This is a genomic window from Roseovarius sp., assembly GCF_048262375.1.
Lineage (GTDB): Bacteria > Pseudomonadota > Alphaproteobacteria > Rhodobacterales > Rhodobacteraceae > Roseovarius.
In genome coordinates this window covers 87964-100872 of record NZ_JBLXFE010000010.1, presented here as the reverse complement: position 1 = coordinate 100872, position 12909 = coordinate 87964, and the positions used below count along the sequence as shown (strand labels likewise).

The window sequence follows — 12909 nt, the reverse complement described above, 5'->3', positions numbered from 1 at the left end:
TATATCGGATCGTGATTGTGGCGGAACAAGTGCTGCGCCATGGCAAGCAGGTCAGCCGCCCTTGAGCGGCAGGGAATTGCTGAAATAAAACAGTTTTCGGCGGATTTTTGCGAGACATCGTGTGGAAAACGCAACCTTTTGATGAATATTTGCAGCGCCCTCTTGAATGACAAATGGCGGGCGCGCTGGAGGACACACCCGCCTGTTTGCCGCGTCACGCCCGTTCAAAAACGGAACGTAGCGCGGATCTGAACCGTGGTGGCCTCGACATCGTTGCCGGTCGAGTTGAAGTTGTCGAACTCGTGGTAGAGCACTTCTCCGCCGACAGAGAACTGGTCGTTGACCAAGTATTCGTACCCCGCCCCGAGGAACCACCCGTCATCGTCACCGAGATTATCAGTGTCCGCATAGGCGTAGCCGCCGGCGCCGTAGAGCAACCCGCGACCGATCTTGGGACCGCCCCGCACCTTGACGCGAAAAATCTCTTCGAGCGAGCTGGCCGGCGCGATGTCGAAATCGGTAAAGTCGTAATCGAGCGCACCACCAAGCACCCAACGGCCGAAATCGTAATCATAGCCTGCGGTGATGCCGCCAATGGCCGTTTCGTCATTGCCAGAGGTATCACTATCGCCAAAGGCTACGCCCAATTGGCCACCGATATAAAAGCCGGTCCAGTTGACATTTCTGCCGATAGCGGTCCCCTGAGAGGAAAAAACTGATCCCGCGCCGCGCGATACAGTGGGCGCATTGTCAAAGCTGTGGGCGGGGGACGGATCGTATCCGGTGGCTGCGGGCAAGTTTGGAAAGCGGGCTGCGTCAACCGTGCTCTGAGCGAGAGCGGGAGTGGCGAGGGCAAGGGCCGTTGTGGCAAAAATCGGGAGGGGAACGCGCATGGAACTGATCCTTTCAGGTGTGCCGATCTGATGGAACTTAGGTCGGGTGTCCGGGGCGCGTTTTCAATGAAAGGTGCCGTCGCGGCGGATCAAGAGCGGGTGATGCGGCGTGTGCCGGGATGGTCCACCGTCCGAGGGAGGGCGGGGAACTGGGCTGGAGGGGCGTTGGGCGCATGAGTTGAACCGCAGCCAACGCACCCGCCCGGTGGGGTGGACGGGCACTGTGCAACGGGGCCTTGATTCCGCGCGCAGGCGCTTGGGGCCAACGTCCTCTTAAGACCAAATCACAGCACGCCGATATCCGCCAGCGCCGCCGAGAGCGCGGGGGGCAGGGTATCGTCATTGGCGCGCGCAGTGCCAAGATCGGGGGGCGCATCGGGCCCTGGCAGATAGCGCCAGCCCTGAAAGGGGCGTTTCTGAACCGTGGCGGTGCGGATGAGACCCGGTTCAAGCACGATGGCGCAGCGGCGAATCCCGTCGCTGCCAATCACCTCATCCAGCCGCAGGATGGGCTGGCGGCATTGCACAATCCCTTGAATCACCCAGTAGATCGAGCCGCCATCCAGCAATTCCGCCTCACGCTTGGGCCACATCCGGGTGACATGGCGCGGCAGCCCGTCCGGCCCTTGGGCGCGGGGGTCTTTGTGCCAGTCGTCCAGATCCTCGACCGAGGTGGTGCCGACGCTCAGTTTGATCAGGTGCAGGGTCACGGCAAAGAATCTCCATTCCGAGCAGATAGGGTAGTGGAAATGCTGGCAGCTTCAAGCTATTGTGGTCGTCTGCCCGCCAATGGAGGATCCCGTGAGCCGATTTGCCGCCCCGATTTCCGAACAGATCTGGAACATGAAATACCGGTTCACGAACGGGGACGGTGGCGATGCCAGCGTCGAAGACACTTGGCGGCGCATCGCCCGCGCGCTGGCGGTGACCGAACAAGAGCCGGAGGTCTGGGAAGCCCGGTTTTACGCCGCTCTTGAAGATTTCAAATTCCTGCCTGCGGGCCGGATTACTGCAGGGGCTGGTACGGCGCGCAAGGTAACACTGTTCAACTGTTTCGTCATGGGCACGGTGCCCGACGACATGGGCGGCATTTTCGATAACCTGCGCGAAGCCGCGCTGACCATGCAGCAGGGTGGTGGCATCGGCTATGACTTCAGCACGATCCGGCCCAAGGGGGCCGAGGTCAAGGGCGTGTCGGCCGATGCAAGCGGGCCGCTGAGTTTCATGGATGTGTGGGATGCGATGTGCCGCACGATCATGTCGGCTGGCAGCCGTCGGGGCGCGATGATGGCCACCATGCGCTGTGATCATCCCGATATCGAGGCGTTCATCGCCGCGAAATCCGATCCCGCGCGACTGCGGATGTTCAACCTGTCGGTTCTGGTCACCGATGCCTTTATGGACGCGGTCAAGGCGGATGGGCCGTGGGAATTGGTGTTTGATGGGCGCGTCTATCACACGGTGCAGGCGCGTGATCTGTGGAACCGGATCATGCAGGCGACCTATGATTATGCCGAACCGGGGGTGATTTTCATTGACCGAATCAATGCCGCCAACAACCTGAGCTATTGCGAAACGATCGCGGCCACAAATCCGTGCGGCGAACAACCGTTGCCGCCCTATGGGGCCTGTCTGCTGGGGTCGATCAACCTGGCGCGTTTGGTGGCAGAGCCGTTCGCGGACGGTGCGCAGGTGGATGCCGCCGCGCTTGACGATCTGGTGCGCGTGGCGGTGCGGATGATGGATAATGTGGTGGATGTGAGCGGCTTTCCCTTGCCCGCGCAGGCCGCCGAGGCGCAGGCCAAGCGGCGGATCGGTTTGGGCGTTACCGGGCTGGCGGATGCGCTCTTGATGGTGGGGCTGCGCTATGGGTCGGACGAGGCCGTGCAGCAGACCGAGGAGTGGTTGCATGCCATCGCGCGGGCGGCCTATCTCGCGAGCGTCGATCTGGCGCGGGAGAAGGGCGCGTTTCCACTATTTGATCGCGATGCCTATCTGGCGAGCGGCACGATGCAGGCGATGGATGCGGATGTGCGCGCGGCCGTGGCCGAGCATGGCATTCGCAACGCGCTGCTGACGAGTATCGCGCCGACGGGGACGATCAGCCTCTATGCGGGCAATGTCTCATCCGGGATCGAGCCGGTGTTTGCCTATAGCTATACCCGCAAGGTGCTGCAAAAGGATGGCAGCCGCAGTGAAGAAGAGGTGGTGGATTACGCCGTGCAGATGTGGCGCGACCGGATGGGCGATGCCCCCCTGCCCGCCTATTTCGTCAACGCCCAGACCCTGCCGCCCGAGGATCACGTCCGGATGCAGGCGGCGGCGCAGAAATGGGTCGACAGCAGCATCTCCAAGACGATCAACTGCCCAGAGGATATTTCCTTTGAGGCGTTCAAGAATGTGTATTTGCAGGCTTGGGATCTGGGCTGCAAGGGCTGCACCACCTACCGCCCCAATGATGTGACGGGATCGGTGCTGAGCGTCTCGGAGACCTCGGACAAGGTGCCGGGCGAGGCGTCGGATCAAGCGCGCGGCGACGTGCCCGCGACCGGCGGCGAAGTCGTCTATATGTCCGAACCGCTGGATCGGCCCAAAGAGCTGGAAGGGGCGACCTACAAGCTGAAATGGCCCGATAGCAACCATGCGATCTATGTCACCGTCAATGATATCGTGCTGGGCGGGCACCGGCGACCGTTTGAGGTATTCATCAACTCCAAGAACATGGAGCATTACGCTTGGACTGTGGCGCTGACGCGGATGATCTCGGCGGTATTCCGGCGAGGCGGCGATGTATCCTTTGTGGTGGAAGAGCTGAAAGCCGTGTTCGACCCGCGCGGCGGGGCATGGATGCAGGGCAAATATGTGCCCAGCATTCTGGCCGCCATCGGTGGCGTTCTGGAACAGCATCTGGTGCAGATCGGGTTTCTGGAAGGCGAGGGCATGGGCCTTAAGGAAGACCCGCACGCGCAGGTCAGCGCACAGGGTGGAGGCCGCAAAGGCCCGGCCTGCCCCGCCTGCGGTCAATACGACATGCGCATGATCGAAGGCTGCATGACCTGTGCAAGTTGCGGGCATAGCAAATGTGCGTGAGCAACCGCTCTGACAGCTGTTTGTGGCACCATCTGGCTTGCCGATCCGCCCTTTGGCATTGCGGGCGATTACGAAGGCCACAGAGCGGAGCCGAAGCAGAACCTCTATCTTTTCGATCCTGACAGCGGGGCGCGGTGTGTGCGAAACCTTTGAAGGGTCTGACCTGAACGGAATCGCCGCGCCCCTTCTATCCCGAAATGGGGCAATGGATTCGCCGCGGTTGTTGCAGAAGTGGTCGCAAACTGATCATTATCACAGGACAGGCACAGTAAAAACGGTGCAGGGAGTCTGTGGCCTAAGGCCATGGCCTGTGGTCCTGTGGCACCAGGATGTGCCGCTATGAAAGTTTCGGACAGATGAAAAGGCTCGGGCTTGATGCGACGGATATCCGCATTCTCAATGCGGTTCAGCAGAATGGCCCCTTGAGCAAGACCAGATTGGCCGAGATCGCCAATATTTCACCAACACCATGCTGGGCCCGGTTGGACCGATTGAAGGCTGCGGGGTTTATTCGTGGTTATCACGCCGACATCGTGTTGGAGAAAATCTGCGATTTTACTGAAGTGGTCGTGACTGTCTCGCTCACCCACCATCGAAAAGCGGATTTTGACCGGTTCGAAAACTATGTGAAGGGGCGGGACGAAATCACGGAATGCATCGCGACCGGCGGGGGCATGGATTATGTCATGCGGGTCATTTGCCCCAGCCTTGCGCAGTTCCAGAACGCGATGGAGGCGATGCAGGCTGCGGAACTGGGGATCGACCGTTACATGACCTATATCGCCACCCGGAGGGTCAAGTCGGGTCAGCCCAACCTTGCGAATCTGGCGGCCAAAAACGGGAAGTAAGCCAATCTGCTATTGCGGTCCGTTTTCCCCCGAAAAACAGTCCGTTCAGTCTGCGCAGCGCATTTTTTCAGACCACCTCGGCCCATGGTTCGCCGCTAGAAGAGCGCCAGTTTCAGACAGTCCACCGCGGATGGCGCGACGGGCAAACAAGGGCACACACCATGACACAAGCAGACGACTTTGGCTTTGGCACACAGATCCGCAAATCCCCCTATTTCGAAGCCACGGTACGCTGGGGCGCCAAGGGATTTTCGGTTTACAATCACATGTATATCCCGCGTGACTTTGGCAACCCGGAGCAAAACTTCTGGAACCTCGTGAACGAGGCGATCCTGTGCGATGTGGCGGTTGAGCGTCAGGTCGAGATCACTGGACCGGATGCCGCGAAGTTCGTCCAGACGTTGACCTCGCGCGATCTGTCCAAGATGGCGGTGGGACAGTGCAAATACATCCTGATCACCAATGCCGAAGGTGGTATCCTGAACGATCCGATCCTGCTGCGTCTGGCCGAAAACCACTTCTGGATTTCACTGGCCGATAGCGACATCCTGCTCTGGGCGCAGGGCGTGGCCGTGCATGCCGGTCTGGATGTCACCATTGGCGAGCCCGATGTGTCGCCGCTGCAATTGCAAGGGCCCAAATCTGGCGAGATCATGCGGGCGCTGTTTGGCGATAGCATCATGGATCTGAAATACTACTGGCTGCGCGAGCTTGAATTGGACGGCATTCCGTTGATCGTGTCGCGCACCGGCTGGTCCAGCGAGCTTGGCTATGAGCTTTACCTGCAGGATGGGTCACGCGGCGATGAGCTGTGGGAAAAGATCATGGCGGCGGGCGCACCGTTCGGCCTGAAGCCCGGCCATACCTCGTCGATCCGCCGGATTGAGGGTGGGATGCTGTCCTATCATGCGGATGCAGACAGCAGCACCAACCCCTACGAGCTGGGCCTTGACCGCCTGGTCAACCTTGACATGGAGGCTGATTTCATCGGCAAGGCGGCGCTGCGCCGCATCAAGGAAGAGGGCGTGAGCCGCAAACAGATTGGTCTGGTGATCGAAGGTGAGCCGCTGAAAGGTCCGAACACCTCTTACTGGCGCATTGAAAAAGACGGGGTGATCATCGGCAAAGTCACGTCCGCTGTCTATTCGCCACGTCTTGGACAAAATATCGCGCTGGCGATGGTCGCGACAGAGCACGCCAATCTGGGCGCACGGGTCAAAGTTGTGAACCGATCCGGTGTTGTCAACGAAGTCGGTACGGAAAATGCCACTATCGTTGACCGTCCGTTCTACGATCCCCAGAAGCAAATCGCGGCTGCCTGAGCGCCTCAGTCCAAGAAGAGACCTGACACATGTCCGACCTTTCAATCGAGCTGCACTGGCTGCGCGCTGAACCAGTTTTGGAAGCTGCCAAATATTCGAACGCGCATACCGTTCAATACAACAACAACTATGATGTCCAAGTGGACGCCGCCCCGGATTGGGGCGGTGATCCCGCCAACACCAACCCCGAACAGGCCCTCGCGTCGGCCTTGTCGAGCTGTCACATGATGACATTTCTGGCACTGGCCGCCAAAGCCAAATGGCCGGTGGCAAGCTATCACGACTATGCCGTCGCTCATCTTGGCAAGAACACCAAGGGCCAGATGTCGGTGACGCGCATTGATCTGCATCCGGTGGTGCGTTTTGACACCGGGTTCTCGGTGGATGAGGCGAAACTGGCCGAAATGCAGGACCGGGCGCATCGCTATTGCTTTATCGCCAACACGCTTGCCGAGAGCGTGGAAATCAACATTCTCTGAATGTCAGAAGGGATCTGACCCGTGCAAACAAGCGATATTCTGCTGCGTGATCTGGATGCTGACGGCATCTTGCGCCTGACGTTGAATGATGTCGGGCGGCGCAATGCGCTATCCGAGGCGATGCTGGCGGAGCTGGGCGCGGCCTTGGCCGCGGCCGGGGCCAATCCGGCGGTCCGGGTGGTGGTTCTGGCGGCGAACGGGCCTGCGTTTTGCGCGGGTCACGATCTCAAGGAGATGACCGCCGGGCGGGCGAATGCGGACCGTGGTCGGGCCTATTTCACCAAGGTCATGGCGCTCTGTTCCGGGGTCATGCAATCCATTGTGAATTGCCCCAAACCCGTCATTGCCGAGGTTACGGGCATTGCAACCGCCGCTGGCTGTCAGCTTGTCGCAAGTTGCGATCTGGCGATTGCGGCGGAGACTGCGCAGTTCAGCACGCCGGGGGTGCATATCGGGCTGTTCTGCTCAACCCCGATGGTGGCGCTGTCGCGTAATGTGGCGGGCAAACATGCGATGGAGATGCTGCTGACCGGCGACATGACATCAGCCACGCGCGCGGCTGAAATCGGGCTGGTCAATCATGTGGCTGCACCAGAGGCGTTGAGCGCGGCGGTTCTGGACATGGCGCGCAAGATTGCATCAAAATCCAGCATGACCCTGGCCACCGGAAAACGTGCGTTTTATGCGCAGCGGGAGATGGGCCTGTCAGACGCCTATGCCTATGCCTCTGCCGTGATGGTGGATAATATGCTCGCACGGGATGCCGAAGAGGGTATTGGTGCCTTTATCGAAAAACGCAGCCCTCAGTGGCAGGATATCTGATCCCATGGAAACGAACCCCTATAACACCGGCCTTGATCGCAACCCTGCGAATTACCAACCGCTGACGCCGCTGACATTCCTGGAGCGTGCAGCCAGCGTATTCCCAAGTCATACCGCCATCGTGCATGGAGCATTGCGGCGCAACTATGCGGAGTTCTATGCACGCTCTCGGCAATTGGCGTCGGCGCTGGCGCAGGTCGGTATTGGCCGGGGTGATACGGTGTCGGTGATGCTGGCGAACACGCCCGCGATGCTGGAATGTCATTACGGCGTGCCGATGTCCGGCGGGGTCTTGCATTCGATCAATACGCGCCTCGACGCGAGCATTATCGCGTTTCAGCTTGATCATGCCCGCTCGCGGATCGTGATCGTGGACCGTGAATTCATGCCGTTGATGCAAGAAGCGCTGGCACTCACCTCGGTGAACCCGATGCTGATCCAATATGACGATGTGGAATTCAGCGGCCCCGAAGTCCCCGTTGAGGCGCATGATTTCGAGACCTTCCTTGGGGGAGGAGATGCGCAATTCAATTGGCTCATGCCCGAGGATGAATGGGACGCAATCTCGATCAACTACACCTCTGGCACCACCGGCGACCCCAAGGGCGTGGTCTCGCATCACCGGGGCGCGTATCTTTTGGCGCAGGGCAATGCGCTGACCACCTCGATGAGCAAGCATGCGGTCTATTTGTGGACCCTGCCGATGTTTCACTGCAATGGCTGGTGCTTTCCCTGGACGATGTCGGCGATCATCGGCACCCATGTCTGTTTGCGCCAAGTTCGGGCGGAGCCGATCTGGGAGGCGCTGTCGCAAGAGCGGGTGACGCATCTGTGCGGTGCACCGATCGTCATGTCGCTGATGATTTCGGCCCCTGACACGGTCAAGCGTGCGTTGACCCACAACGTGCAGTTTTTCACCGCCGCCGCACCACCGCCTGAAAAGCTGTTGGCGGATATGAAAAGCGCGGGCTTTGACGTGACCCATCTTTACGGGCTGACCGAAACCTATGGCCCGGCGGTGGTGAATGACTGGCATCAGGATTGGTCCGAGCTACCGCCCGTGCAGCAAGCCACGCTCAAGGCGCGGCAGGGTGTGCGGTATCTGGCGCTGGAAGGGCTGGACGTGCTGGACCCCGAAACCATGATCCCGGTGCCGCGCGACGGTCAGACCATGGGCGAAGTCATGTTTCGCGGCAATGTCGTGATGAAGGGCTATTTCCGCAACCCCATGTCCACGCAAGAGGCCTTTGCCGGGGGCTGGTTCCATTCGGGTGATCTGGGTGTCCGGCATCCCGATGGCTATATCCAACTCAAGGATCGGTCCAAGGATGTCATCATCTCGGGCGGGGAAAATATTTCCTCGATTGAGGTCGAAGAAGCGCTCTACCGTCATCCCGCGGTCGGTGTCACCGCTGTCGTTGCCATGCCACATGACAAATGGGGCGAAACGCCATGCGCCTTTGTCGAGCTTGCAGAGGGTCAAGAGGCCGATGCCGATACGCTCAGGGCGTGGTGTCGCGAGCATCTGGCGCCTTACAAGGTTCCGGGCCGCTTTGTTTTCATGACCATCCCGCGCACCTCGACCGGTAAGATCCAGAAATTCGTTCTGCGCGAGCAGGCACGGGAGATGGCGCGGGGCCCTGCTCTGGACCTGCTGGTGAAATAATCCTGTTCCATCCGGTGCATGCATCGGATGGGGCCAAGAATTCGGCCAAATCCTTGTGAAAGCCAGTTCGCGACTGGACAGAGGGGGCGTTCCATGCTGGTTTGTTGATCAAGCCCATGCGCAAGCGTGGCGCGACCATCTCACATCGGACACGAGCATGAGCAACCGCCCCATCCCGCTTCCCCGCGCCGCCTTTGCGCATTTTTGCCAGATCAGCACCCGCTGGATGGACAATGACGCCTATCTGCATGTCAATAACGTGGCCTATTATTCGTTTTTTGATACGGCCGTGAATGAATACCTGATCCGGGGCGGTGTTCTGGATATCCGGCGCAGCACTGTGACCGGTCTGGTTGCCCATAGCGAATGCCACTACTTTAGCCCGATTGCCTTTCCCGAGGCGATCGAAGTGGGGCTGCGGGTGGCGCGGCTTGGCAATAGCAGCGTCACCTATGAACTGGCGATTTTTCAGACCGGCGCGGATCTTGCGGCGGCGCAGGGCCGGTTCGTGCATGTCTATGTTGACCGCGAAACCAGCCGCCCGGTGGTGATCCCCGAGGCCATGCGCGCCCTGCTCACCCCGCTGGTGATGCCAGAGGCCAACGGCTGAGCCATTCCCATTTCTTTCACTGCTTCAGGACCAGACATGTCTCTCACTCAGATTGCCCTACCCCTGTTTTTGCCCGCCACGCGGCTGGACCGATTTGCCAAGGCGCAGACCGCCGGTGCCGATGCGATCCTGCTCGATTTGGAGGATGCCGTCGCCGAAGAGGACAAGGCAATCGCCCGTGCTGCGCTGCGTGATCTGCCCGCGCGGCAACCCGGCGCGGTGCCGGTGCTGGTGCGCCTCAATGCCGCCGACAGCGCGTTTTACGCCGAGGATGTGGCGGCTCTTGGCGGGTTGCCGATAGATGGCCTGATCCTGCCCAAGGCCGAGGATGCCGAGACCTGCGCCGCCCTCGCCGCGCAAACAGGCCTGCCGGTGATTGGCCTGATCGAGACCGCGCTTGGGCTGCGCCGCGCCGAGAGTGTGGCGCGCGCCTGTGTCCGGCTCGCCTTTGGCTCGATTGACTATGCCGCTGATCTGGGGATGGCGCATACCCGCGAGGCGCTGTTGCAGGCCCGTGCCGAGCTTGTGCTGGCGTCGCGTCTGGCCCATCGCCCCGCCCCCTGGGACGGCGTTACCCAAGGTATCAATGACGAGGCCGCGATCCTGAGCGATTGCCAGCATAGTGTTGAGATGGGTTTTGGCGGCAAGCTGATCATTCACCCCGCGCAGATCGACCCGGCGCGGCGCGGGTTTGCCCCGACTGAGACTGAATTGAACTGGGCGCGACGTGTTGTGGCCGCGTCCTCTGAAACCGGAGCGGCCATCAAACTGGATGGCCAGATGATCGACGCGCCCGTGGTCAAACGTGCGCAACAGATTCTAGCGCGCGCGGGAGGTGCGGCATGAGCGGTAAAATCACTGAGGCAGATCTGATCGACAGTGTCGCGGACGCGTTGCAATATATCTCATACTACCACACACCGGACTTCATCGCGGCCATGGCCCGCGCCTATGAGGCGGAACAGAGCCAATCCGCGCGCAATGCAATCCGGCAAATTCTGGTCAATTCGCGTATGTCGGCCTTTGACAAGCGGCCGCTCTGTCAGGACACTGGCAGCGTCAATGTCATGCTCGAAGTGGGCGTTGAGGCGCCAATCGACTGGCACCGCGCACCGCAGGACATGATTGATGAGGCGACGCGGCGCGCCTATGCCTTTGCCGCCAATCCGTTGCGCGCCTCGATTGTCGCAGACCCTCTGGGCGCACGGCGCAACACGCGCGACAATACCCCGGCGATGATCCAGACTGAATTGGTGGCCGGTGACAAAGTGTCTGTCACGGTCTCGGCCAAGGGCGGCGGGTCTGAGAACAAGACGAAATTCACCGTACTCAACCCATCGGATTCGGTGGCGGATTGGGTGGTGGACACGGTGGCCAAGCTGGGGGCGGGATGGTGCCCTCCGGGGCTGATCGGGCTGGGCGTGGGCGGCAGCGTCGACAAGGCAATGGCGATGGCCAAGCAAGCGCTGAACGATCCCATCGACATGACCGAGTTGCAGGCGCGCGGCGCGCAAAACGCCGAAGAGGCGCTGCGGCTGGAACTATATGAGCGGATCAACGCACTTGGCATTGGGGCGCAGGGGCTGGGCGGTCTGATCACGGTGCTGGATGTCAAGCTGCGCAGCTTTCCAACCCATGCCGCGTCCTTGCCGGTGGCGTTGATCCCCAATTGCGCCGCGACCCGTCATGTGCATTTCACGCTGGATGGCAGCGGCGCGGCGGAGTTTACCCCACCTGACCTGTCGCTCTGGCCGGATCTGGAAGGGGGAGGCGTCACAGGACGCCGGATTGATCTTGATGCTCTGGACGATGGTGTTCTGGCCTCGCTCAGTCCCGGCGATACGCTGCTTTTGTCTGGCCGTCTTTATACCGGGCGCGATGCTGCCCATCGCCGCATGCTGGAGGAACTGGATCAGGGCAAGCCGCTGCCTGTCGATCTGAAGGGGCGCGCGATCTATTATGTCGGCCCGGTCGATGCCGTGGGCGATGAGGTGATCGGCCCGGCAGGCCCGACAACATCCACCCGCATGGACAAGTTCACAGGCCCGCTGCTGGAGGCCTCGGGTCTCAAGGTGATGATCGGCAAGGCCGAGCGCGGGCCTGCGGCGATCGACGCCATCCGCCAGCATGGCGCGGTCTATCTGATTGCGGTGGGGGGGGCAGCCTATCTGGTCTCAAAGGCGATCAAGCGTGCCCGGCCCGTCGCCTATCAGGATCTTGGAATGGAGGCGATTTACGAGATCGAGGTCAAGGACATGCCCGTGACGGTGGCGGTCGACACCAAGGGGGCGTCGATCCACAGCAGCGGACCAAAGCAATGGGCGCGGGTGCCGCAACTCGTCAAATGAAAGAGGGCCGGATTGTCCGGCCCCCCCATCTGTCGTCAAACACTTTAGATCGTGCGCCCGCCGTCAACCTCAAGCACGACGCCGGTGATGAAATCGGCCTCGTCCGACGCGAGGTAGAGGGCTGCGTTGGCGATGTCGCGCGCCTCTGACAGGCGGCCCATCGGGATGGTGGAAATGAACCGTGCGCGGTTTTCGGGCGTGTCGGGCATGCCCATGAACTGCTCCAGCAGGCCCGTCGCACCCATCACCGGGGCAATACAGCAGACGCGGATGTTGTCGGAGGCCAGTTCCACGGCCAACGAGCGCGTCATCAGGTTCACGGCACCCTTGGACGAGTTATACCATGTCAGCCCGGGACGCGGACGGATGCCTGCGGTCGAACCGATGTTGATCATCACCCCGCCCCCGGAGGTCCGCCACAGCGGCACGCAGGTTTTGGTCATGTGAAAGATCGACAGGACGTTGATGTCATAGATCTTGCGAAAGGTCGCTTCATCCGTTTCCATCAGCGGGCTGTTGGGGTTGGTCCAACCGGCATTATTGACCACGATGTCGAGGCCGCCAAAGGCCGCGACGGTCGCGTCAACCGCTGCCTGAACCTGATCGCCCTTGGATACATCGCAGGTCACGGCAATGGCATTCTCGCCCAGTTCCTTGGCCACGGCGCGCGCGCCGGCCTCGTTCATATCGACCACGGCAACCTTGGCGCCCTCGCGGATATAGGTCTCGGCGATGCCCTTGCCAAAGCCGGAGGCAGCCCCGGTCACAAGTGTCCGTTTTCCTTGTAGTCTCATGTCTCGTTCCTTCAGGTCTCGTTACGCTATGCGCGGC

At 60.8% G+C, this 12909-nt stretch carries 12 protein-coding genes; 9 read left to right on the top strand and 3 right to left on the bottom strand.

What is annotated here, in order from left to right:
* Window positions 1-224: 224 nt before the first annotated feature.
* Both ACN0SW_RS12650 and ACN0SW_RS12645 read right to left on the bottom strand, forming a co-directional pair.
* Window positions 225-893, bottom strand: a complete 669-nt coding sequence (locus tag ACN0SW_RS12650) for an outer membrane protein (RefSeq protein WP_417728289.1) — start codon at window positions 891-893, stop codon at window positions 225-227.
* Window positions 894-1177: 284 nt separating this feature from the next.
* Complete coding sequence (locus ACN0SW_RS12645; RefSeq protein WP_417728288.1) at window positions 1178-1603, bottom strand: DUF1489 family protein; 426 nt, start codon at window positions 1601-1603, stop codon at window positions 1178-1180.
* 91 nt (window positions 1604-1694) lie between these two features.
* On the opposite strand from ACN0SW_RS12645, the gene ACN0SW_RS12640 reads away from it, so the two are divergent.
* The 9 genes from ACN0SW_RS12640 (at window position 1695) to ACN0SW_RS12600 (ending at window position 12078) form a co-directional block, all read left to right on the top strand.
* Entirely contained in the window at window positions 1695-3983 is a 2289-nt protein-coding gene (locus ACN0SW_RS12640; RefSeq protein WP_417728287.1) for an adenosylcobalamin-dependent ribonucleoside-diphosphate reductase, read from the top strand.
* A gap of 356 nt (window positions 3984-4339) precedes the next feature.
* Window positions 4340-4831 (top strand): Lrp/AsnC family transcriptional regulator, encoded by a 492-nt coding sequence (locus ACN0SW_RS12635; RefSeq protein ID WP_417728326.1) that lies wholly within the window; start codon window positions 4340-4342, stop codon window positions 4829-4831.
* A 161-nt stretch (window positions 4832-4992) separates the two neighbouring features.
* Window positions 4993-6153: a glycine cleavage T C-terminal barrel domain-containing protein gene (locus ACN0SW_RS12630; RefSeq protein ID WP_417728286.1), complete on the top strand. Its 1161-nt coding sequence runs from the start codon at window positions 4993-4995 to the stop codon at window positions 6151-6153.
* Between the two features lie 29 nt (window positions 6154-6182).
* Complete coding sequence (locus tag ACN0SW_RS12625; RefSeq protein ID WP_417728285.1) at window positions 6183-6632, top strand: OsmC family protein; 450 nt, start codon at window positions 6183-6185, stop codon at window positions 6630-6632.
* Window positions 6633-6653: 21 nt separating this feature from the next.
* Complete coding sequence (locus ACN0SW_RS12620) at window positions 6654-7454, top strand: enoyl-CoA hydratase (RefSeq protein WP_417728284.1); 801 nt, start codon at window positions 6654-6656, stop codon at window positions 7452-7454.
* A 4-nt stretch (window positions 7455-7458) separates the two neighbouring features.
* Window positions 7459-9120 (top strand): acyl-CoA synthetase, encoded by a 1662-nt coding sequence (locus ACN0SW_RS12615; RefSeq protein ID WP_417728283.1) that lies wholly within the window; start codon window positions 7459-7461, stop codon window positions 9118-9120.
* A gap of 157 nt (window positions 9121-9277) precedes the next feature.
* A complete protein-coding gene (locus ACN0SW_RS12610) occupies window positions 9278-9730 on the top strand; it encodes an acyl-CoA thioesterase (protein WP_417728282.1) in 453 nt (150 codons plus the stop codon).
* A 36-nt stretch (window positions 9731-9766) separates the two neighbouring features.
* Window positions 9767-10576 carry an HpcH/HpaI aldolase/citrate lyase family protein gene (locus ACN0SW_RS12605; protein ID WP_417728281.1) on the top strand — a complete coding sequence of 270 codons (810 nt, stop codon included), beginning with the start codon at window positions 9767-9769 and terminating at the stop codon, window positions 10574-10576.
* Window positions 10573-12078 carry a fumarate hydratase gene (locus ACN0SW_RS12600; protein WP_417728280.1) on the top strand — a complete coding sequence of 502 codons (1506 nt, stop codon included), beginning with the start codon at window positions 10573-10575 and terminating at the stop codon, window positions 12076-12078. Before ACN0SW_RS12605 ends, ACN0SW_RS12600 begins: the two co-directional genes overlap by 4 nt.
* 44 nt (window positions 12079-12122) lie before the next feature.
* Here ACN0SW_RS12600 and ACN0SW_RS12595 read toward each other — a convergent pair whose 3' ends face one another.
* Window positions 12123-12872 (bottom strand): SDR family oxidoreductase, encoded by a 750-nt coding sequence (locus tag ACN0SW_RS12595; protein WP_417728279.1) that lies wholly within the window; start codon window positions 12870-12872, stop codon window positions 12123-12125.
* Window positions 12873-12909: the final 37 nt, after the last annotated feature.

What these genes read in the sequence shown, in the direction of transcription:
- ACN0SW_RS12650 (WP_417728289.1), bottom strand. Translation starts at nt 893, where the DNA reads ATGCGCGTTCCCCTCCCGATTTTTGCCACAACGGCCCTTGCCCTCGCC.
- ACN0SW_RS12635 (WP_417728326.1), top strand. Translation starts at nt 4,340, where the DNA reads ATGAAAAGGCTCGGGCTTGATGCGACGGATATCCGCATTCTCAATGCG.
- ACN0SW_RS12630 (WP_417728286.1), top strand. Translation starts at nt 4,993, where the DNA reads ATGACACAAGCAGACGACTTTGGCTTTGGCACACAGATCCGCAAATCC.
- ACN0SW_RS12625 (WP_417728285.1), top strand. Translation starts at nt 6,183, where the DNA reads ATGTCCGACCTTTCAATCGAGCTGCACTGGCTGCGCGCTGAACCAGTT.
- ACN0SW_RS12615 (WP_417728283.1), top strand. Translation starts at nt 7,459, where the DNA reads ATGGAAACGAACCCCTATAACACCGGCCTTGATCGCAACCCTGCGAAT.
- ACN0SW_RS12610 (WP_417728282.1), top strand. Translation starts at nt 9,278, where the DNA reads ATGAGCAACCGCCCCATCCCGCTTCCCCGCGCCGCCTTTGCGCATTTT.
- ACN0SW_RS12605 (WP_417728281.1), top strand. Translation starts at nt 9,767, where the DNA reads ATGTCTCTCACTCAGATTGCCCTACCCCTGTTTTTGCCCGCCACGCGG.
- ACN0SW_RS12600 (WP_417728280.1), top strand. Translation starts at nt 10,573, where the DNA reads ATGAGCGGTAAAATCACTGAGGCAGATCTGATCGACAGTGTCGCGGAC.
- ACN0SW_RS12595 (WP_417728279.1), bottom strand. Translation starts at nt 12,872, where the DNA reads ATGAGACTACAAGGAAAACGGACACTTGTGACCGGGGCTGCCTCCGGC.